This window comes from Paracoccus sp. 08 (genome assembly GCF_024105395.1).
Classification (GTDB): Bacteria; Pseudomonadota; Alphaproteobacteria; order Rhodobacterales; family Rhodobacteraceae; genus Paracoccus; species Paracoccus marcusii.
Genome location: NZ_WEKR01000032.1, coordinates 13734 through 33941, shown reverse-complemented (window position 1 = coordinate 33941; position 20208 = coordinate 13734). Strand labels below are relative to the sequence as shown.

Below are 20208 nucleotides of genomic sequence, written 5' to 3'. Positions count from 1 at the left end.
CTCAGGCGGCCTCGGTCCGGCGGGCGTGGGCGATCTCGGCCTCGGTCAGGGGGCCGGGGAAATGGCAGGCGACCTGATGGTCGCCCACCGTCAGCTGCGGCAAAGACGCCGCGCATTCGGCCCGCGCCCGGGGACAGCGCGTCCGGAACACGCAGCCCGAGGGCGGGTTCATGGGCGAGGGCAGGTCGCCTGCCAGCGGCACGATGGTCTTGGCGGTCTCGATCGTCGGATCGGGCACCGGCACGGCGGACAGCAGCGCCTGCGTATAGGGGTGCTGGGGATCGGAATACAGCGCCTGCACCGGACCCATCTCCATCACCTTCCCCAGATAGAGGACCATCACCCGGTCGCTGATATGCTTTACCACCGACAGGTCATGCGCAATGAAGATCAGCGCCAGTCCCAGATCCTTTTGCAGCCGGATCAGCAGGTTGATCACCTGTGCCTGGATCGACACGTCCAGCGCGGACACCGGCTCATCGCAGATGATCAGCTTGGGCTCAACGATCAGGGCGCGCGCGATGCCGATGCGCTGGCACTGGCCGCCGCTGAATTCATGGGGATAGCGGTTGATCTGGTTGGGCAGCAGACCGACCTTTTCCATCATCGCCTTGACGCGCTCGCGCACCTGGGCGCGGGGCAGGTCGGGGCGGTGCGTGGTCAGGGGTTCGGCGATGATCTGGCCCACGGTCATGCGCGGGTTCAGGCTGGCCAGCGGGTCCTGGAACACCATCTGGATGTCCTGGCGATAAGCCATCATCTGGCGGGGCGTCAGCGCCAGAAGGTCCTTGCCGTCGATCCATTCGGCCTGGCCCGTGGCCGGGACCAGCCCGATCAGGGCGCGGGCCAAGGTCGATTTCCCGCAGCCGGATTCGCCCACCACGCCCAGGGTCTCTCCAGGCGCCAGGGCGAAATCGACGCCGTTCACGGCGCGCAGCGGGTTGGGGCGGGTCCAGGGCATCGCGCCCTCGGGGCGGATCTGGAAGGKCACGCGCAGGTCGCGCACGCTCAGAAGATCGCTCATGGCTTGGCCTCCGATCCGGGGGTCTGAGTGGCGCCGGCCGCACCGGCACCGGCGACGGCGCCCTCGGGCAGGTGGTCGTCCGGCGGCAGGGTGTCACCAGCGGCGACCAGGTCGGGCTGCGGGTCGTCGATCATGCGCCGGGCCAGCACCTCGGCCACGGGGGCGTGGCAGGCGCGGGCGCGGCCGGGGGCGAAGACCTCTAGGGCTGGGTCGATGCTGGCGCAGCCTTCGCGGCGATAGGGGCAGCGCGGCTCGAACGCGCAGCCCGAGGGCGGGCGGCTCATGTTCGGGGGCTGGCCGGGGATGGCGCGCAGATCCTCATCGTCCTGATCGACACGCGGGATCGCGTCAAGAAGGCCCTGGGTATAGGGATGCGTGGGTTCGGCAAAGATCGGGCGCACCGGCCCGGTTTCCCGGATACGGCCGCCATACATGACCGCGACCCGTTCGCATGACCCTGCGACCACGCCCAGATCATGGGTGATCAGGATCATCGCCATGCCGAAATCGCGTTGCAGGTCCGACAGCAGGGCCATGATCTGCGCCTGCACGGTCACGTCCAGCGCGGTGGTGGGTTCGTCCGCGATCAGCAGCTTGGGGCGGCACAGCAGCGCCATGGCGATCATCACCCGCTGCCGCATGCCGCCCGAAAATTCGTGCGGATAAAGCCGCACGCGCCCCTTGGCGTCGGGGATCTTGACGGCGTCCAGCATCTGCACGGCCTGCGCGACGGCATCGCGTTTCGACAGGCCTTTGTGCAGCGTCAGCACCTCGGCCATCTGGTCGGCCACCCGCATATAGGGGTTCAGCGAGGTCATCGGATCCTGGAAGATCATGGCGATCTGTTCGGCGCGGATGCGGTTCAGCACCTTGGGCGGGGCGTTCAGGATCTGCTGCCCGTCGAACAGGACGCTGCCCGAGGCGCGGCCGTTGCGCGCCAGCAGCCCCATGATCGCGAAGGACAGCTGCGACTTGCCGCTGCCGGATTCGCCGACGATGCCCAGGGTTTCGCCCGCATCGACGGACAGGGTCACGTCGTTGACGGCCCGCACCTCGGCATCGTTGGTCTGGAAGCGGACCGAAAGGTCGCGCAATTCGAGAAGGGCCATCTCAGCGCTCCTTTGGGTCGAGGGCATCGCGCAGGCCGTCGCCCACGAAGAAGAAGCCGAACAGGGTGATCACGAAGAAGAACAGCGGAAAGGCCAGCTGCCACAACGTGCCATAGTTCATCGTGCCGGCCCCTTCCGAGATCAACGCCCCCCAGCTGGTCAGGGGTTCCTGCACGCCCAGACCAAGGAAGCTGATGAAGCTTTCCGTCAGGATCATCAGCGGCACCAGCAGCGTCGCATAGACCGCCACCACGCCCAGCAGGTTCGGCACGATATGGCGGATGATGATGCGGAAGGACGACACGCCGGTGGCACGCGCGGCCTCGATGAATTCTCGGTTCTTAAGGCTAAGGGTCTGACCACGAACGATTCGGCTCATGTCCAGCCATGAGATCAGGCCGATGCCCAGGAACAGCATCGACATCGACCGCCCGAACATGACCAGCAGCAGGATCAGCACGAACATGTAGGGGATCGACATCAGGATATCGACCGTCCGCATCATGATCTGGTCGGTGCGCCCGCCGACATATCCCGCCGTCGCGCCATAGAGTGTGCCGACGATGACGGCGATGGCCGCCCCCACGACGCCGACCATCAGGCTGATGCGCGTGCCTTGCACGACGCGGGCATACAGGTCGCGGCCCAGGTTGTCGGTGCCGAAGAAGTGCCCGTTTTCCATGGACGGCTGACCCATCTCGGCGACCTGACCCATGACGCTGAAATCCAGTTCCTCGTTCGACCACTGGGCGAGATAGCCGCCGAAGATTGCGAACAGCGACACCAGCACCAGGATCGTCAGGCCCAGCATCGCGGCCCGGTTGCGAAAAAAGCGGCGACGCGCGTCGGCCCAGGGGCTGCGGCCGCGGACCTCTGCCTCGACGAAGCGGTCGGACAGGGACTGCATCTTGGATTGATCGATGACCATGACCTAGTACCTGATCTTGGGGTCGATCCATGCGTAAAGCACGTCGACGATGAGGTTGAAGAGGATGGTCAGCGCGCCCACCAGGATGGTGACGCCCATCATCACGGCATAGTCGCGGTTCAGCGCGCTATCGACGAAGGCCTTGCCGATGCCGCCGGTCGAGAAATAGATGTCGATCACCACCGACCCGGTGATCATGGACACGAAGACCGGCCCCAGATAGCTGATCACCGGCAGCATCGCGGGTTTCAGCGCGTGGCGGATGATGACGCGGTGTTCGGGCATCCCCTTGGCCCGCGCCGTGCGGATGTGGTTCGAGCCCAGCACCTCCAGCATCGACGACCGGGTGATCCGCGCGATCGACGCCATGTAGCTGGTCGAGAGCGCGATCACCGGCATGATCCAGAAGCTGGGATTGCTGAACGACCAGCCCCCGCCCGGCAGCAGGCCGTACCACAAGGTCAGGACCAGCACCAACAGCGGCGCCATCACGAAGTTCGGCAGCACCTGCGCGCCGATTGAGACACCGACAGCCAGATAGTCGACCCAGCTGTTGTGCCAGATCGCCGCCACCACCCCCAGGGCCACGCCCACGACGACGGCCGCCACGAAGGACAGCCCGCCATAGGTCAGCGTCACCGGAAATCCGCTGGCGATCAGCTGGTTCACGGTGCGGTCGGGATAGACGAAGCTGGGACCGAAGTCGAAATGCACGACTACGTTGACCAGATAATTCCAGATCTGCAGCCACAGCGGGTCGTTCAGACCGTACTGCGCCTCCAAGTTGGCAAGGACGGCCGGGGGCAGGGCGCGTTCGCCCGTGAAAGGTCCGCCCGGTGCGATCTGCATCAGGACGAAGGAGAAGACGATCAGCAGAAGCAGCGTGGGTATCGCCACCGCCAGCCGTCGCAGGATGAATGCGAACATCGCGTGGGGCCTTCCCTGCGGGATGGTTGAAAAATGACAGGGCCGGGGCGGTCGTGCCGCCCCGGCCCCCGGTCAGGATGGCTGCTTATTCCGCGACGCGGTACAGGTCCTTGGCGTACCAGGTATTCAGCAGGTTCTCGCGCGGCAGGCCCTTGATGGCCGGGTTGATCATGTCGACCTTGGCATAGTGATAGACGAAGACCGCCGGGTTCTCATCGGCCAGGATCTCCTCGGCGCGCTGATAGAGGGGGGTGGTGTCCTCTGCCGTGCGGGCCTCGACCAGCAGCTTGTCGTATTCCTCGTTCGACCACTTGCCGCTGTTGTAGCCGTCGGTGCGGAACCAGTCCAGGAAGGTCGTCGCCTCGTTGTAGTCGGCGCACCAGGCATAGCGTGCGATCTCGAAGTCCTGGTTCTGCAGGCGGTCGGTGTGGACGGCCCATTCGACGTTGTTCAGCTCGATCTCGATGCCAAGGGGGCGCCAAAACTGCTGGGCCGCGATGGCCAGCAGGCGGTGGCTGTCGTCGGTGTTGTACTGCAGCTGCAGGCGCACCGGGTTGTCGGGACCGTAACCGGCCTCGGCCAGCAGCTCGGCGGCGCGGGCCATGCGATCTTCCTGCGACATGTCCTTCATGCCGCCCTCGGGCGCGGCAAAGCCGTTGATGGCCCAGTGCGTCCAAGTATAGGCGGGCTCCTGTCCGCCCTGCAGGACCTGATCCACGATGACCTCGCGGTTCAGCGACAGGGCCAGTGCCTCGCGGACACGTTCGTCCTTCAGCGCCTCGGGGCCCTTCTCCGACAGGTTGAACACATAGGCGTAAGAGCAGCCGTAGGGCACAGACACGGCTTCTTCGGGGGACGCCTCGGACAGGCGCGGATACTGGCCGGCGGGGATCTGGACGCGGTCCAGCTCTCCGGCCTGATAGCGGGTCAGGGCCACGTTGTTGTCGTTGACGGTCACGCCGCGCACGGTCTGCATCACGACGTTCTCGGCATCCCAGTATTCCGGGTTCTTCTCGAAGACAATCTCGACGCCCAGATTGTGGCTGGCCAGGGTATAGGCCCCGTTGCCGACCAGGTTGGCGGGCTGCACCCAAGCATCGCCATGCTCCTCGACCACCGCGCGGGGCACGGGATAGGTCGTGGTGTGCGACAGGGTGTTCAGGAAATAGGGAGTGGGCGTGGTCAGCGTGACCTGCAGCGTCTTGTCGTCCAGCGCGACGACGCCCAGCTGGTCGGGCTCCATCTCGCCCGCGATGATCTGCGTGGCGTTCTGCAGGTTCATCAGCTCCATGTACCAAGCGTATTCCGACGCGGTCTCGGGCGTCACGACGCGCTGCCAGGCATAGACGAAGTCGTCCGCCGTCACCGGGTCGCCGTTCGACCACTTGGCGTCGCGCAGCGTGAACGTGTAGGTCAGGCCGTCCTCGGACATCTCGTGGCTTTCGGCGACGCCGGGGATCATGTTGCCGGCGGCATCCTCGATCATCAGGCCCTCGAACAGCGAGCGCAGCGCGTCCGAACCCTCGACGTCGGTGTTCTTGGCAGGGTCAAGCGACTTGATCGCGTCCAGCAGCCAATAGGTATAGGTCTGGTTCTCGGCCAGGGTCTCGCCTTCGGCAGGCTGCACGGCCCAAGCGGGCATCGCCAGCGCGGTCAGCAGGGCGGTCGTCGCGAAAAGCTTGGTCATCCCAACTCCTCCAAGTTGTCTGTCGGTGTCGTGTCGCACCGGAATGGCGTGAGGTTTAGTGAAAGCACGGGTGTGGGCAAGCGGCGTTTCGCGCTTTCCAACCCGACCGCCCTGTGGAAAACAGGCCCGCATGACGCAACGGGGACATATCACGCTGGTGACGGGCGGCGCGCGGTCGGGCAAGTCGGCCCTGGCCGAACGGCTGGTCCTGCGCCATGCGATGCCGCGCATCTATATCGCCACGGCCCAGGCCCGCGACGCCGAGATGGGTGAAAGAATCAAGGCGCATCAACAGGATCGCGGACAGGGCTGGCGCACCATCGAAGAACCGCTGGATCTGGCCGGCACGCTGCGCGCGACCGACGGACAGGGCGTGCGCCTTGTGGATTGCCTGACGTTGTGGATGTCGAACTGCATGGGTTCGGCGGATATCGGCGCATTGACGGTGACGTTACGTCAGCAATGCTGTCCTGTCGTGCTGGTCAGCAACGAATTGGGGCAGGGGATCGTGCCGGACAACGCCCTGGCCCGCCGGTTCCGTGACGATCACGGCCGGATGAACCAAGCGGTGGCGGCGCTGGCCGACCAGGTCTGGATGGCCGTCAGCGGCATGCCCCTGCGCCTGAAACCCATGGCAGAGAACCCCGATGACCCGATTTGACCAGACCGCCGCCGACCGTGCCGCCGCGCGCCAGGCCACGCTGACGAAACCCGCCGGATCGCTTGGTCGGCTGGAGGCGCTGGCCGTGTTCATGGCAGGCTGGCAGGGGACCGACCGCCCCACGCTGGACCGCGCGCAGGCGCTGGTCTTTGCGGGCAATCACGGGATCACGGTGCAGGGCGTCACGCCCTTTCCACCCGCGGTGACGGCGGCGATGGTCGCGAACTTTCGTGCAGGCGGCGCGGCGATCAATCAGCTGTGCCGTGTGGCGGGGGCCGATCTGGGAATCGTCGCGCTGGATCTGGACCGGCCCACGTCCGATTTCACCCAAGGCCCCGCGATGACGTCGGCCGAGGTCGATGATGCGATGGCGCAGGGTGCCGCCGCCGTCGATCCCACCGTCCAGGTCCTGCTGCTGGGAGAGATGGGGATCGGCAATTCCACCACCTCGGCCGCACTGGCGGCGGCGACCTTTGGCGGTCGGGCCGAGGACTGGGTCGGCCCCGGCACCGGCGCGCAGGGCGCGATGCTGGCCGCCAAGGTCCGCGTCGTGACGGAAGGGCTGGCCCGCCACGCCGTGACCGGCACCCACGACACGCTGGCCGCGTTCGGCGGTCGCGAACAGGCGGCCATCTGCGGCGCGGTACGCCGTGCACGGGACCTGCGCATTCCGGTGATCCTGGACGGGTTCATCTGCACCGCCGCTGCCGCCGTGCTGACCCGCGATGATCCCGACGCGCTGGCCCATTGCCTGATCGGCCATGAAAGCGCCGAACCGGGGCACCGACGCCTGATCGCGTCGCTGGCGATGCAGCCCGTCCTGTCGCTGGACATGCGCTTGGGCGAGGGGTCCGGCGCCGCCGTGGCCCTTCTGGTGCTGCGCGCCGCGCTGGAATGCCACAACGGCATGGCGACCTTTGCCGAGGCCGGGATTGTCTAGGTCGCACCAGATCGTCCTGGCGCTGGTCTTCCTGACGCGGCTGCCGTTTGGGCGCCTGCTGCCGCCCGAGGTTCTTCCGCTGTCCCGCGCGGCCTGGGCCTTTCCGCTGGCGGGGGCTGTGCTGGGACTGCTGGCCGGGGTGCCCCTGTGGATCATGGGGACGGGCCTGCTGCCGGCGGCGCTGTCCGTTGCCCTGACCGTCTGGCTGACCGGTGCGCTGCACGAGGATGCGCTGGCCGATTTCGCCGATGCGGGCGGCGGACGGGACCGCGCCGACCGGCTGAGGATCATGCGCGAATCGACAATCGGCAGCTATGGCGCGGCCGCGCTGGTGGCGACGGGCCTGGTCCGCGTGGCGGCGCTGGCGGCGCTTGGACCGCTGGCGCTGATCGCGGCGGCCGCGGCCGGGCGGGTGGCACCGGTGATGCTGATGCGTGCCCTGCCGCCGGCGCGGACCGACGGGCTGGGTCAGGGGGCCGGACAACCCTCGCGCCGGGCGGTGGTGGCGGCCACGCTGACGGGCATTCTGGCGCTGCTGCTGGGTGCGCCGGGACCGTGGGCCGCGGCCTTGGCGATGGCGCTGGTCGGGCTGTCGGTCGTGGCGGTCTCGCGCCGCGCCTGCCGCCTGCTGGGCGGGCAGACGGGCGATGTGCTGGGCGCGTCGGTGCTGCTTGCGGAATGTGCGGCGCTGGTCGGGATGGCCGCGCTGACCTAGGGTCAACTGGCGGAAAACCTTGACCCGCGCAGGCCGCTTGCCGCATATCCTGCCAGCCAGAACGACCGGGTCAACCGGACCGCGGCCGAAGGCCGTACCTTGAGGGAGGAGCATATCATGAGCGGCCTGTTGGCCCTTTCGCGCGGCATCGACCGCGTCACGACGCTGATCGGGCGCAGCGTCGCCTGGCTGATCCTGCTGGCCGTCGTCATCAGCGCCGTCAACGCGGTCGTCCGCAAGGTGTTCAGCATGTCGTCGAACGCTTGGCTGGAGGCGCAGTGGTACCTGTTCGGCGCGGCCTTCATGCTGGCCTCGGCCTGGACGCTGCTCGAGAACGAACATATCCGCATCGACGTGATCTATGGCCGCTGGTCGCGTCGGGTGCAGCATTGGATCGACCTTCTGGGCACGATCCTGTTCCTGATGCCCTTCACCACGGTCATGCTGTGGCTGACCTGGCCCGCCCTGATGGGCAGCGTCCGCACCGGAGAGATCTCGATGAACGCGGGCGGCCTGCCGCTCTGGCCGGCGCGGGGCGTGCTGGTGGTGGGCTTTGGCCTGCTGTTCGCCCAGGGCCTGTCCGAGATCGTCAAGAAGATCGCCGTCATGCGGGGCATCATTCCCGATCCGCACCAGAACACCGGCCCGAACGAGGCCGCCAATCACGAGGCCGGGCTGATGCTGACGGGCCGCACCGACCAGACCGATGAACCGGAGCGCCGCCCGTGATCGACCTTATCGCCCACAACCTTGCCCCCATCATGTTCTTCTCGATGGTGGCGTTCCTGCTGTTCGGCTATCCGATCGCCTTTGCGCTGGCGGCCAACGGGCTGCTGTTCTTCTTCTTCGGGGTGTTCCTGACGCCCCTGTCCGACCAGGTGAACTTGGGTTGGAACCTGCTGGGGGCGCTTGGCGACCGCGTCTTCGGCGTGATGCGCAACGACACGCTGCTGGCCATACCGTTCTTCACGCTGATGGGGATCGTGCTGGAACGGTCGCGCATGGCCGAGGAGCTGCTGGACACAATCGGCCAGCTGTTCGGCCCGGTGCGCGGCGGCCTGGCCTATGCGGTGATCCTGGTCGGCGCGCTGCTGGCGGCGACGACGGGCGTGGTCGCGGCCTCGGTCATCTCCATGGGTCTGATCTCGCTGCCGATCATGATGCGCTACGGCTATGACAAGCCGCTGGCGACGGGGGTGATCGCGGCCTCGGGGACGCTGGCGCAGATCATCCCGCCCTCGCTGGTGCTGATCGTGCTGGCCGACCAGCTGGGCCGGTCGGTGGGCGACATGTACAAGGCCGCCATGGTGCCCGCGCTGGCGCTGACCGGCGTCTACATCGTCTATGTCCTGATCCTGTCGGTCCTGCGGCCCAAAGCCATGCCCGCCCTGCCGCTGGAGGCGCGCAGCCTGGGCGGCGGCGGCTGGTCGCTGGCTGTGGTGATCGTGCTGGCCGTCGCGATCTTCCAGCTGGCCAGCCGCTGGATGGACGCCAACGGCGTCACGAACGCGCCCATCTGGGCGGCGACCCTGGCGGTCGTGGTCCTGCTGATCCTGGCGGTCGCCGACCGTGCCACGGGCGGACGTTGGCTGTCGCCGATGACGCGGCAGGTCATCATCGTGATGATCCCGCCCCTGGCGCTGGTCTTCCTGGTGCTGGGCACGATCTTCCTGGGCATCGCCACGCCCACCGAAGGCGGCGCGATGGGTGCGATGGGCGCGCTGATCCTCTCGGCGATCAAGCGCCGCCTCAGCTTCGACGTGCTGAACCAGGCGCTGCTGTCCACGGTCAAGCTGTCGGCCTTCGTGATGTTCATCCTGTTGGGCGCGACCGTCTTCTCGCTGACCTACTATTCGGTCAACGGCCATATCTGGGTGCGCGACCTGCTGACCGCGCTGCCCGGCGGGGTCACGGGCTTCCTGATCGTGTCCTGCATCATCATCTTCATCCTTGGCTTCTTCCTGGACTTCTTCGAGCTGGCCTTCGTCATCGTGCCGCTGCTGATCCCGGCGGCGAATGCGCTTGGCGTCGATCTGGTCTGGTTCGGAGTGATCCTGGCGGTGACGATGCAGACATCGTTCCTGACGCCGCCCGTGGGCTTTGCGCTGTTCTATCTGCGTTCGGTCGCGCCGCGGAAATCCTATCGGGACAAGATCACCGGTCTGATGATGGACCCGATCACCACCCTGAACATCTATCGCGGCGCGGTTCCCTTCGTGGGGCTTCAGGTCCTGATGATCGCGGCGGTGATCGCGTTCCCGGGGATGGTCATGCATTACAAGGGACCGGTCGTGGACACGTCGAACATGCGGATCGAGATCCCCATGGGCGGCGGCCTTGGCGGGGGGCTTGGCGGCGGTCTCGGTGGTGGGCTGGGCGGCGGCGCCGCGGCCCCGCAGGGTGGCAGCGGCGGGTTCGGTACGCTTGGCGGGGCGGATTGGGCGGATCGCCCTTCGGCCAGCAGCAGCCGGCTCCGGCGACGCCGACCCCGGACGCAACCGCCCCGGACGCACCCGCACCTGCCAGCCCTACGCCGGAAACTGCGGCACCCGAGGCGGCGGCGCCCTCCGGCGGTATGGGCCTGGGCTTCGGCGGGCCTCCTCCGGGCCTGTCGGGGAACTGACGGGCGGGCCCGTCACCGCGGGCCCGATGCACCAACGAAAAACCCCCGCGCAGCACCTGCGCGGGGGTTTCGCATTCCGGTCGGGTCGACCGATCAGCCGCCGACGGCTAGGGTGCCGTTGCGCTGCTGGATCATCATGAACGTGTCGAACGTGTATTCCGCTGTCTGCTGGTACAGGTACCAATCGTCGCGGAACTGCAGCATCGCCTCGTACTGCGTCTTGAAGGACTCGTTCTCGGCCGAGACCTCGGCATAGACCTCGTTCGCGGCGGCGAAGGATGCGGCCAGCACCTCCTCGCTGAACGAGCGCAGCTGAGCGCCCGAACCGACCAGCTCCTTGAGCGCGGTCGGGTTCTTCATGTCGTATTTCGCCAGCATGTTCTGGTCGGTAGCCTGCGCGCAGGTCCGGAACAGCGACTTGTAGTTCTCCGGCAATTCGTCCCACTTGCCCTTGTTCACGAAGAAGCTGACCGTCGGGCCGCCCTCCCAGAAACCGGGATAGTAGTAATAGGGCGCGACCTTCTGGAAGCCCAGCTTGCTGTCGTCATAGGGGCCGACCCATTCGGCCGCGTCGATCGTCCCGCGCTCCAGCGAGGGATAGATGTCGCCGCCGGCGATCTGCTGCGGCACCACGCCCAGCTTCTCGACGACCCGGCCCGCCAGGCCGGAAATGCGCATCTTCAGGCCCTGCATATCGGCCAGAGAGTTGATTTCCTTGCGATACCAGCCGCCCATCTGCACGCCGGTGTTGCCGCCCGGATAGCTGACCAGATTGTACTTTTCCAGGAAGGTGTTGTAGTTCTCGATGCCGCCACCCTGATAGTTGTAGGCGTTCTTGGCGCGGGCCGAGAAGGTGAACGGCAGGTCGGCACCGCAGGCGAAGGCCGGGTCCTTGCCCCAGTTGTAGTAGCCCACCGAATGCGAACATTCGACGGTGCCATCGGTGGTCGCGTTGATGGCGTCCAGGCCCGGCACGATCTCTCCGGCCGAGAACACCTGGATCTGGAAGCGGCCGTCGGTCGCCTCGGACAGGCGCTGAGAGATTTCCTCGGCGCCGCCATAGATGGTGTCCAGCGACTTGGGAAAGCTGGAGGCCAGGCGCCAGTTGATCTGCGGTGCCTCTTGCGCGATGGCGGGCGCGGCCAGCACGCTGCCGGCTGCCGCCGCAGCACCGCCGATGGACGCCCGCGCGATGAAGGACCGCCGGTCCAACGCTTTGGAATCTTTCATTCTGTCTCCTCCGCTTGGGTCGGTGGGCCCCCTCGGCCCGCAACTTCCCACCCTGCATGGCCGACAGTTTAGCCCCGCTTTCGGGCCTGTCGAGTGTTCTGAGACCGGTCCCCCAAAGTTATTTCACGCCGCCGGCCCTGATGCGGTCGCGCAATTGTACGCAGGCGATTGTGCCCGCAAAAACGGCGCATTATCAGGGATGTCGCGGCAAGGAGGCTCAGATGCGCATCGAGGATTGGCAGCCCGACCTGACCGGCCAGCCCGGACCCAAGTTCCGCGCCCTGGCCAACGCCCTGCGCGAGGCCGCGCGGTCGGGCCAGTTGGCGCCCGGCACGCGCCTGCCGCCGATGCGCGACCTGGCCTGGCGGCTGAAGGTCACGACCGGGACCGTCGCCCGGGCCTATCAGGTGGCCGCCGCCGAAGGCGTCGTGGAAAGTCATGTGGGACGCGGCAGCTTCATCGCCGGGGCGCGCCCCCGTCGCCCGGTGCCGCAGCCGCTGCTGTACGAAAGCCTGGACCACCCTGCATCCCCGCAGGGCCCGGCTGACCTGCGCATCCCGCAGCTGCCTGATTGCGGTCAGGCGCGGGTCCTTGCCACGCATCTGGCGGCGATGGCGGCGGACATGGACGCATCGGTCCTGGATTACACCCCGCTCAGCCGCGACCAGGATTGCCGGGGCGCGGCATTGGACTGGATGTCCGTCCGACCCCTGGGGACGGTGGCCGACCACGACATGGTCCTGACGCACGGCGGTCAGCACGCGATCACGCTGGTCATGGCGCTGTGCCTGGCGGATCAACCTGCGCAGGTCATGGTCGAGGCGCTGACCTATCCCGGCATCACCCACGCGGCACGCCTGATGCGCGCCCAGACACAGGCGGTGGCGCTGGACGATCAGGGCATGATCCCCGAGGATCTGGACCGCGTCGCCCGCGCCACGGGGGCGCGGCTGGTGTGCCTGACGCCCTCGGCGCAGAATCCGACGCTGGCGTCGATGGGGGCCGCCCGGCGCGACCGCATCGTCGAGGTGGCGCGCCGCCACGACCTGCAGATCATCGAGGACGAATGCTATGCGCCCAGCCCACGTCCCGATGCGCCCCCCAGCCTGCGCGCCCTGGCGCCCGAGCGGGTCTGGCATGTCAGCAGCCTGTCGAAGATCATCGCCGCGGGCCTGCGCTTCGGCGTGCTGATCTGCCCCGAGGGGATGGGCCAGGCGGGGCGCGTCGCCGCGCAGCACAGTCATATGGGCCTGTCGCAGCCGATCACCGGGCTGGTGACGCGGCTGCTGCGATCCGGCGATGGCGATCGGATCGCCCGCGAGGTTCAGGCGCAGGTGGCCGATCGGCTGGCCTTGGCGCAGGAGGCGTTGGCGGGTCTGGATGCGCGGGGTCAGGCCGGCGTGCCGATGGTCTGGCTGCCGCTGCCCGCGCCGTGGACGGCCGCCGATTTCGCGTCGCGCGCGGCGGCGGCGGGGGTGATCGTGCGCCCGTCGTCGGATTTCTGCGGACCGGCACAGGCGCCGGTGCAGGGAGTGCGCATCGCGCTGAACTGTCGGATGCCGCGCGACAGGCTGGCCGCCGCGCTGCAGACCCTGGGCCAGATGGCAAGGTCCGGCCCCGAGGCGGGGCCGGACTGAAGGGTCAGCGCAGGATGCTGCGGCCGGCGTATTCGGCGGTGGCGCCCAGCATTTCCTCGATGCGGATCAGCTGGTTGTACTTGGCCAACCGGTCGGAACGGGCCAGCGAACCGGTCTTGATCTGACCACAGTTGGTGGCGACGGCCAAGTCAGCGATGGTCGCGTCCTCGGTCTCGCCCGAACGGTGCGACATGACGCTGGTATAGCCCGCGCGGTCGGCCATGCGCACGGCGTCCAGCGTTTCCGACAGCGTGCCGATCTGGTTGACCTTGACCAGCAGGCTGTTGCCGCAGCCGCGCTCGATCCCCTGGGCCAGGCGCACGGGGTTGGTCACGAACAGGTCGTCGCCGACCAGCTGCACGCGGTCGCCCAGACGGTCGGTCAGCTGCTTCCAGCCGTCCCAGTCATCCTCGGCGCAGCCATCTTCGATCGACAGGATCGGATAGGCGTCGCAGAGCGCGGCCAGATAATCGACGTTCTCGCCGGGGGTCAGGGACTTGCCCTCGCCCTTCATCTCGTACTTGCCGCCCTTGAAGTATTCGGTGGAGGCGCAGTCCAGCGCCAGCATGATGTCGTCTCCGGGACGATAGCCGGCCTTCTCGATGGCCTTCAGGATGAAATCCAGGGCGTCGCGGGTGGACGACAGGTTCGGGGCAAAGCCGCCCTCGTCGCCGATGCCCGTGGACAGGCCCGCCGCCGACAGCTCCTTCTTCAGCGTGTGGAAGATTTCCGACCCCATGCGCACGGCTTCGCGGATGTTCTCCGCGGCGACGGGCATGATCATGAATTCCTGGATGTCGATCGGGTTGTCGGCATGCTCGCCGCCGTTGATGATGTTCATCATCGGCACCGGCAGGATGCGCGCGCTGGTGCCACCGACATAGCGGTAGAGCGGCTGGTTGGTCGCATCCGCCGCCGCCTTGGCCACTGCCATCGACACGCCCAGGATCGCGTTGGCGCCCAGGCGGCCCTTGTTGGGCGTGCCGTCCAGCTCGCACATCATCATGTCGATGGCGCGCTGTTCGGTCGAATCCTCGCCCACCAGGTTCTCGGCGATCTCGCCGTTGACGGCGGCCACCGCCTCCAGCACGCCCTTGCCCATATAGCGGGACTTGTCGCCGTCGCGCTTTTCGACCGCCTCGTGCGCGCCGGTCGACGCGCCGGAGGGAACGGCCGCGCGGCCCATGGTGCCGTCTTCCAGGGTCACGTCGACCTCGACGGTCGGGTTGCCGCGGCTGTCCAGGATTTCACGGGCGAAGATGTCGATGATGGCGGTCATAAGCGCACTCCGGTTGATGCTTGGCGCCTTGTTAGCGCCGCAAGCCCGGTTTCGCAATCTTCACGGAAAGCGGATGCGCGCCCAGATCGGCAGGKGGTCGGACGCGTCGCGCGCGCCCGCCTCGTTGAAGACGCCGGTTTCCAGGACGTGCAGGTTTGTGGACAGGGCCATCCGGTCCAGCCGCAGCCGGGGCAGGGGCGCGGGCCAGGACGGTCCCGGCGCCACGACCCGGAACCCGGCCAGCGATTCAAGCCCCCGGTCGTCGCGCCATTCGTTGAAATCGCCCATCATCACGATGTGGTCGTCCGCGATCCGAGAGGCCTGCGCGGTGATCCGGGCCAGCTGCGCACGCCGCGACGACCGCGCCAGCCCCAGATGCGCGCCGATCAGCGTCAGGCCGGGCAGGCGCAGGGCCACCGCGCCGCGCGGCTCCAGACCCGGCAGGGGCAGGCGGCGCAGCACCGCCTGTTCGGCCAGATGCGGGCGCATCAGGATCGTCTGGCCATGCCAGCCCAGGCTGCTTTCGGTCGTGCCGTAGATATCTGCAGGCACCAAACCCGTTTCCGACTGGATCAGGTTGCGCGGCAGGGCTTCGGGGCGGGCGCCAAGGCGAAAATCCACCTCCTGCAGGGCGATGATGTCCGGGTCCAGCGACCGGATCACCGCCAGATTGCGCAGCGGCGCATGCGGGCCGGTCATCCCGCGGCACTTGTGCAGGTTGTAGCTTGCGATCTTCAGCATCAATCCATCCGAGCTGGCGTTGCGGGTGATCTTGGCGGGGTCCGCGTCACGCGCAAGGGGCAGGCGCGCACAACCCCGTCAGGTGCCGCAGAACGTCTGGCGAACCGCCTGCGCAGGTGTCGGTGCCTGCGCCAGATCTGCCCAATCGGTGCGCAGGTCGCGCGGATGGGTGATCGCGTCGAACAGTCGTTCGAAAGGCGCCATGTCGCCCGCCACGGCGGATGCGATCGCCTGTTCGACCCGGTGGTTGCGCGGAATGCGCCGCGGGTTGGCCCGGACCATCACCGTCGTGTCGGGCGACAGCGCCTGCCAGTCGCGCGCCCAAGCGTCAAAGGCTGCGGGGTCTGCAAATTCGTCGCGCGCGGTCCCGTCCGACAGGCCCGCGAAGACACGGGTGAAATCGGCCCGCTGTTCGGCCATCATCTGCAGCAGGCTCTCGATCAGCGACTGGTTCGCGGCACCGTCGATGCCCAGCTTGTCGCCGAACCGGCGCAGCCATGCGGCCTGATACAGCGGTGCAAAGCGATGGACGGCGGTGGTCGCGGCCTCGACCGCGGCCTCCTCCTCTCCCATCAGGGGGATCAGGCAGGTCGCGAACTGGGCCAGGTTCCAGACGGCGATCTGGGGCTGGTTCGCCCATGCATAGCGGCCCTGGCGATCGATCGAGGAAAAGACCGTGTCGGGGTGATAGACGTCCATGAAGGCACAGGGCCCGTAGTCGATCGTCTCGCCCGAGATCGCCATGTTGTCGGTGTTCATCACCCCGTGGATGAAGCCCAGCGCCATCCATTGCGCGATGGTTTCGGCCTGCGCGGCGACGACCCGGTCCAGCAGGGCCAAGGGGCCGTCCGCATCGGGATAGTGGCGCGCGATCACGTGGTCGGTCAGGGCCGCCAGTGCATCCCTGCGGTCGCGCACGGCAAAAAACTGGAACGTGCCGACGCGGATGTGGCTGGCGGCGACGCGGGTCAGGACGGCACCGGGCAGGCCGCCCTGTTCGCGCCACACCTGATCGCCGGTGGCGACGGCGGCCAGCGCGCGGGTCGTGGGGACGCCCATCGCCGCCATGAACTCGCTGACCAGGTATTCGCGCAGCACCGGCCCCATCCAGGCCCGCCCGTCGCCGCGACGAGAGAAGGGCGTCGGCCCCGATCCCTTCAGCTGGATGTCAAAACGCGCCCCGTCGGGGGCCACGATCTCTCCCAGAAGGACGGCGCGCCCGTCGCCCAACTGCGGCACGAAGCCACCGAACTGGTGCCCGGCATAGGCTTGGGCCAGCGGCGCCGCACCCTGCGGGACGGCATTGCCCGACAGCATCTCGACCGTCAGCGCGTCGCGGTCCAGCCCCAGACGATCCGCCAACGGTCCGTTCAGCGCAAGCAGGCTGGGGGCGGTCACGGGGGTGGGGTCCACGCGGGCAAAGAACCCTTGCGGCATCCGGGCATAGCTGTTGTCGAAACGGATCATCGCGGTCTCCTTTGACCATTACATAGGCGCACATCCCGGCATTGCCAGCCCGGAACCCTTGCGCCACAGGCGTCAAGGGCGTATCGGCATCCGGCAAAAGGAGCTGTCCCATGAAATTTCTCGACCTCGCCAAAGTCTATATCCGCTCGGGCGGGGGTGGCGCGGGCTGCGTGTCGTTCCGCCGCGAGAAGTTCATCGAATACGGCGGTCCTGACGGCGGTGACGGCGGCCGCGGCGGCGATGTCTGGGCCGAGGCGGTCGATGGGCTGAACACCCTGATCGATTTCCGCTATCAGCAGCATTTCTTTGCCAAGTCCGGCCAGCACGGCATGGGCAGCCAGATGACCGGCAAGTCCGCCGACGACGTCGTGCTGCGGGTGCCCGTCGGCACCGAGATCCTGGACGAGGACGAAGAGACCGTGATCGCGGACATGACCGAGGTCGGACAGCGCGTGCTGTTGGCCAAGGGCGGCAACGGGGGCTGGGGGAACCTGCATTTCAAGTCCTCGACCAACCGCAGCCCGCGCACCGCCAATCCTGGGCTGGAGGGGGTCGAGCGGACCATCTGGCTGCGGCTGAAGCTGATCGCGGATGCGGGCCTGGTGGGTCTGCCCAATGCCGGCAAGTCGACGTTTCTGGCCGCCGTGTCGAACGCGCGTCCCAAGATCGCCGACTACCCCTTCACCACGCTGCACCCCAACCTTGGCGTCGTCGGCGTGGACGGGCGCGAATTCGTGATGGCCGACATTCCGGGCCTGATCGAGGGCGCGAGCGAGGGCCGGGGCCTGGGCGATCAGTTCCTGGGCCATGTCGAACGGTCGAACGTGCTGCTGCATCTGGTGGACGGCACATCCGAGACCGTGGCCGAGGATGCGCGCACCATCCTGACGGAACTGGAGGCCTATTCGCCGGTCCTGATGCAGAAGCCCCGCGTGACCGCGCTGAACAAGATCGACGCGCTGGAGGAGGAGGAGATCGCCGAGCGCCGCGCCGCGTTGGAGGCAGAGCTGGGCCATCCGGTCATGCTGATGTCGGGCGTGGCCCGGACCGGCGTGACCGACGTGCTGCGCGCGCTGTGGACCCAGATCGAGCCGTCGCGCGCGCCCGCCGCCCCCGAAACGCCCGAGGGGACATGGCAGCCGTGAGCGTGCCGCAGCTTGGCGGGGCCCGCAGGCTGGTCGTCAAGATCGGCTCGGCGCTGCTGGTCGGCCCCGAGGGCCTGCGCGGCGACTGGCTGCGCGGTCTGTGCGACGATGTGGCGGCATGGCGGGCGCAAGGCTGCGACGTCGTGCTGGTCAGTTCGGGGTCGATCGCGCTAGGGCGGCGGGTGCTGGGCCTGCCTTCCGGCGCGCTGCCGCTGGAACAGGCGCAGGCCGCGGCGGCCGTCGGCCAGATCCGCCTGGCCCGCGCCTATGAGGAGGCTCTGGCACCCCACGGCGTCATCACCGCACAGGTTCTGCTGACGCTGGAGGACAGTGCCGACCGTCGCCGCTATCTGAACAGCCGCGCGACGATGCAGACCCTGCTGGGCCTGGGCGTCGTGCCCATCGTGAACGAGAACGACACCGTTGCCACCGACGAGATCCGCTTTGGCGACAACGATCGCCTGGCCGCGCAGATCGCCGTGACCTGCGGCGCGGACCAACTGCTGCTGCTGTCGGATGTCGACGGGCTCTATACGGCGAACCCTAAGACCGATCCGACGGCCCGCCATCTGCCGGTGATCGAGACGATCACCCCCGAGATCGAGGCGATGGGCGGCGACCCCGTGTCGGGCCTGTCCAAGGGCGGCATGAAGACCAAGCTGATGGCGGCGCGCACCGCGGTGGCGGGCGGGTGTGCGATGGCGATTGCCGAGGGGTCGGTCCTCCGCCCGCTGTCGGCCGTTGCACAGGGCGCCCGGACTACGTGGTTCCTGCCCGAGGCGGATCCGCAGCTTGCCCGAAAGCGCTGGATCGCCGCGATGAAGCCCAAGGGCACGGTCATCGTGGACGATGGTGCGCGCCTGGCGCTTGGCCGTGGCAAATCGTTGCTGCCTGCGGGCGTGACGCAGGTGCAGGGCGATTTCGGGCGCGGCGATCCGGTGGCGATCACCGACCGCGCCGGCCAGCGTCTGGCGACCGGGCTGATCCGCTATACCGCAACCGAAGCGCGGGCCATCGCCGGTCATCACTCGGCACAGATCGAGACGATCCTGGGCTATCCCGGTCGGGCGGCATTGATCCATCGTGATGACATGGTGACGTGACGGGCCTCTGACGTCCCATCGGGCACAGGCACCGGGCGGGGGGTCCGGGGGGCTGGCCCCCCGGCCGTCGCGGGACGCAATCAGCCGCCGACGGGGCGCCGTGCTCCGGTCAGGCGGGCGACGCCGCGGCTGCGGGTTAGGCGGATCGCGGTGCTGCCCGGCGTGGGCAGGGACAGGACGGCCTGCCGCAACGCCAGGATCGCCTCGTCGCTGCTGCGCGGCAGATCCGCGGGCATGATCGGTGCGCCGATGGTCACGCGATAGGGTTGGCCGGTCTTGTTCAGCACCTCGTTGAACAGCGTCACGTCGCGCAGCGTCGGATGGATCTTGTCGAACAAGTAGAAAAGCGCCGAATTTCGCGCCCGGATGCGCAGCGGGATCACCGGCAGGTCAAACTTGCGGGCGATCATTGCGGCGCTTGCCATCCAGGGACGCTCGTTCAGGGTCAGGCCGGTGCGCTTGGCAAGGCGGCCCGACGGAAAGATCAGACCTATCCGGCCCGCCGCAATCGCGTCGCGGGTATAGTCCATCGTCGCGCGGGTCTTGGCATGGCTGCGCTTTTCGACCCGCCATTCGACGGGGGCGATCATGTCGATCATCTGCGGCAAGACGCGGATCATGTCGTGGTTGGCATAGATGAACACGTCGTCGCGCAGCTGCGAGATCACCGCATTCAGGAAGATCCCGTCCGCGATGCCGGTGGGATGGTTGGCCACGATCAGGGCAGGGCCGGTGGCAGGGATATGCTCCAACCCTTCGACCTGCAGATCGCGGACGATCAGGTCGCTCATCCGGCGGAAGATCTCGGCCGGCGGCAAGTCGCGAAACTCGGCGCCCAGATCGACGGTGCGGGGATAGCGCAGAAGATGCATCATCGCCCACCGCGCCACGCGATCGCGGGGACGGCCCGAAAACAGCCAGGGCGCCCGCTCCGCGATCAGCGGGTCCAGGCGCGCCTGCATCTCGGCGCGGGCCTCCTCATGCTTGCCCAT

Annotated in this window: 17 protein-coding genes and 1 pseudogene; 8 read left to right on the top strand and 10 right to left on the bottom strand. The window is 67.7% G+C overall.

From position 1 onward, the window contains the following. Window position 1: 1 nt before the first annotated feature. The 5 genes from GBO37_RS12105 to GBO37_RS12085 all read right to left on the bottom strand — a co-directional run bounded on the left by GBO37_RS12105 (window position 2) and on the right by GBO37_RS12085 (window position 5675). A complete protein-coding gene (locus tag GBO37_RS12105) occupies window positions 2-1024 on the bottom strand; it encodes an oligopeptide/dipeptide ABC transporter ATP-binding protein (RefSeq protein WP_252929173.1) in 1023 nt (340 codons plus the stop codon). Further along, window positions 1021-2133: an oligopeptide/dipeptide ABC transporter ATP-binding protein gene (locus GBO37_RS12100; RefSeq protein WP_252929171.1), complete on the bottom strand. Its 1113-nt coding sequence runs from the start codon at window positions 2131-2133 to the stop codon at window positions 1021-1023. Before GBO37_RS12100 ends, GBO37_RS12105 begins: the two co-directional genes overlap by 4 nt. A 1-nt stretch (window position 2134) precedes the next feature. Further along, window positions 2135-3061 carry an ABC transporter permease subunit gene (locus tag GBO37_RS12095; protein ID WP_252929170.1) on the bottom strand — a complete coding sequence of 309 codons (927 nt, stop codon included), beginning with the start codon at window positions 3059-3061 and terminating at the stop codon, window positions 2135-2137. A 3-nt stretch (window positions 3062-3064) separates the two neighbouring features. Beyond that, window positions 3065-3988 carry an oligopeptide ABC transporter permease OppB gene (gene oppB / locus GBO37_RS12090; RefSeq protein ID WP_045981409.1) on the bottom strand — a complete coding sequence of 308 codons (924 nt, stop codon included), beginning with the start codon at window positions 3986-3988 and terminating at the stop codon, window positions 3065-3067. An 85-nt stretch (window positions 3989-4073) separates the two neighbouring features. Then, on the bottom strand, window positions 4074-5675 hold the full coding sequence (locus GBO37_RS12085; RefSeq protein ID WP_045981408.1) for a peptide ABC transporter substrate-binding protein: 1602 nt from the start codon (window positions 5673-5675) through the stop codon (window positions 4074-4076). A 130-nt stretch (window positions 5676-5805) separates the two neighbouring features. On the opposite strand from GBO37_RS12085, the gene cobU reads away from it, so the two are divergent. From cobU to GBO37_RS12060, 5 genes and pseudogenes are all read left to right on the top strand, one after another. Beyond that, window positions 5806-6336 (top strand): bifunctional adenosylcobinamide kinase/adenosylcobinamide-phosphate guanylyltransferase, encoded by a 531-nt coding sequence (gene cobU / locus GBO37_RS12080; RefSeq protein WP_045981407.1) that lies wholly within the window; start codon window positions 5806-5808, stop codon window positions 6334-6336. Beyond that, window positions 6323-7276: a nicotinate-nucleotide--dimethylbenzimidazole phosphoribosyltransferase gene (gene cobT / locus GBO37_RS12075; protein ID WP_045981406.1), complete on the top strand. Its 954-nt coding sequence runs from the start codon at window positions 6323-6325 to the stop codon at window positions 7274-7276. Before cobU ends, cobT begins: the two co-directional genes overlap by 14 nt. Beyond that, window positions 7269-7991: an adenosylcobinamide-GDP ribazoletransferase gene (gene cobS, locus GBO37_RS12070; RefSeq protein WP_252929169.1), complete on the top strand. Its 723-nt coding sequence runs from the start codon at window positions 7269-7271 to the stop codon at window positions 7989-7991. Before cobT ends, cobS begins: the two co-directional genes overlap by 8 nt. A 117-nt stretch (window positions 7992-8108) precedes the next feature. Next, a complete protein-coding gene (locus tag GBO37_RS12065; protein WP_252929168.1) occupies window positions 8109-8720 on the top strand; it encodes a TRAP transporter small permease subunit in 612 nt (203 codons plus the stop codon). Next, a pseudogene (locus tag GBO37_RS12060) lies at window positions 8717-10614 on the top strand (TRAP transporter large permease subunit). Before GBO37_RS12065 ends, GBO37_RS12060 begins: the two are co-directional and overlap by 4 nt. Window positions 10615-10707: 93 nt before the next feature. Here the strand turns inward: GBO37_RS12060 and GBO37_RS12055 are convergent. Beyond that, window positions 10708-11826, bottom strand: a complete 1119-nt coding sequence (locus GBO37_RS12055; RefSeq protein WP_139598623.1) for a TRAP transporter substrate-binding protein — start codon at window positions 11824-11826, stop codon at window positions 10708-10710. A 239-nt stretch (window positions 11827-12065) separates the two neighbouring features. On the opposite strand from GBO37_RS12055, the gene GBO37_RS12050 reads away from it, so the two are divergent. Next, the gene (locus GBO37_RS12050; protein WP_252929167.1) at window positions 12066-13481 is read left to right on the top strand and encodes a PLP-dependent aminotransferase family protein; all 1416 of its coding nucleotides are present in this window, start codon (window positions 12066-12068) and stop codon (window positions 13479-13481) included. Between the two features lie 4 nt (window positions 13482-13485). Here GBO37_RS12050 and eno read toward each other — a convergent pair whose 3' ends face one another. The 3 genes from eno to GBO37_RS12035 form a co-directional block, all read right to left on the bottom strand. Continuing rightward, window positions 13486-14760, bottom strand: coding sequence for a phosphopyruvate hydratase (gene eno / locus GBO37_RS12045; protein ID WP_252929166.1), 1275 nt, complete (start codon window positions 14758-14760; stop codon window positions 13486-13488). Between the two features lie 60 nt (window positions 14761-14820). Continuing rightward, on the bottom strand, window positions 14821-15501 hold the full coding sequence (locus GBO37_RS12040; protein WP_252929165.1) for an endonuclease/exonuclease/phosphatase family protein: 681 nt from the start codon (window positions 15499-15501) through the stop codon (window positions 14821-14823). Between the two features lie 78 nt (window positions 15502-15579). After that, complete coding sequence (locus GBO37_RS12035) at window positions 15580-16968, bottom strand: YdiU family protein (RefSeq protein ID WP_252929164.1); 1389 nt, start codon at window positions 16966-16968, stop codon at window positions 15580-15582. A gap of 110 nt (window positions 16969-17078) precedes the next feature. On the opposite strand from GBO37_RS12035, the gene obgE reads away from it, so the two are divergent. Then, complete coding sequence (gene obgE, locus GBO37_RS12030) at window positions 17079-18113, top strand: GTPase ObgE (RefSeq protein WP_194885443.1); 1035 nt, start codon at window positions 17079-17081, stop codon at window positions 18111-18113. Further along, window positions 18101-19216: a glutamate 5-kinase gene (proB, locus tag GBO37_RS12025; RefSeq protein ID WP_252929162.1), complete on the top strand. Its 1116-nt coding sequence runs from the start codon at window positions 18101-18103 to the stop codon at window positions 19214-19216. Before obgE ends, proB begins: the two co-directional genes overlap by 13 nt. A gap of 80 nt (window positions 19217-19296) precedes the next feature. Here proB and GBO37_RS12020 read toward each other — a convergent pair whose 3' ends face one another. Further along, entirely contained in the window at window positions 19297-20208 is a 912-nt protein-coding gene (locus GBO37_RS12020) for a 1-acyl-sn-glycerol-3-phosphate acyltransferase (protein ID WP_240542399.1), read from the bottom strand.

Coding starts and splice junctions, on each gene's coding strand:
- GBO37_RS12100 (WP_252929171.1), bottom strand. CDS start 2,133: ATGGCCCTTCTCGAATTGCGCGACCTTTCGGTCCGCTTCCAGACCAAC.
- GBO37_RS12095 (WP_252929170.1), bottom strand. CDS start 3,061: ATGGTCATCGATCAATCCAAGATGCAGTCCCTGTCCGACCGCTTCGTC.
- oppB (WP_045981409.1), bottom strand. CDS start 3,988: ATGTTCGCATTCATCCTGCGACGGCTGGCGGTGGCGATACCCACGCTG.
- GBO37_RS12085 (WP_045981408.1), bottom strand. CDS start 5,675: ATGACCAAGCTTTTCGCGACGACCGCCCTGCTGACCGCGCTGGCGATG.
- cobU (WP_045981407.1), top strand. CDS start 5,806: ATGACGCAACGGGGACATATCACGCTGGTGACGGGCGGCGCGCGGTCG.
- cobT (WP_045981406.1), top strand. CDS start 6,323: ATGACCCGATTTGACCAGACCGCCGCCGACCGTGCCGCCGCGCGCCAG.
- GBO37_RS12065 (WP_252929168.1), top strand. CDS start 8,109: ATGAGCGGCCTGTTGGCCCTTTCGCGCGGCATCGACCGCGTCACGACG.
- GBO37_RS12050 (WP_252929167.1), top strand. CDS start 12,066: ATGCGCATCGAGGATTGGCAGCCCGACCTGACCGGCCAGCCCGGACCC.
- eno (WP_252929166.1), bottom strand. CDS start 14,760: ATGACCGCCATCATCGACATCTTCGCCCGTGAAATCCTGGACAGCCGC.
- GBO37_RS12035 (WP_252929164.1), bottom strand. CDS start 16,968: ATGATCCGTTTCGACAACAGCTATGCCCGGATGCCGCAAGGGTTCTTT.
- obgE (WP_194885443.1), top strand. CDS start 17,079: ATGAAATTTCTCGACCTCGCCAAAGTCTATATCCGCTCGGGCGGGGGT.
- proB (WP_252929162.1), top strand. CDS start 18,101: ATGGCAGCCGTGAGCGTGCCGCAGCTTGGCGGGGCCCGCAGGCTGGTC.
- GBO37_RS12020 (WP_240542399.1), bottom strand. CDS start 20,208: ATGGGCAAGCATGAGGAGGCCCGCGCCGAGATGCAGGCGCGCCTGGAC.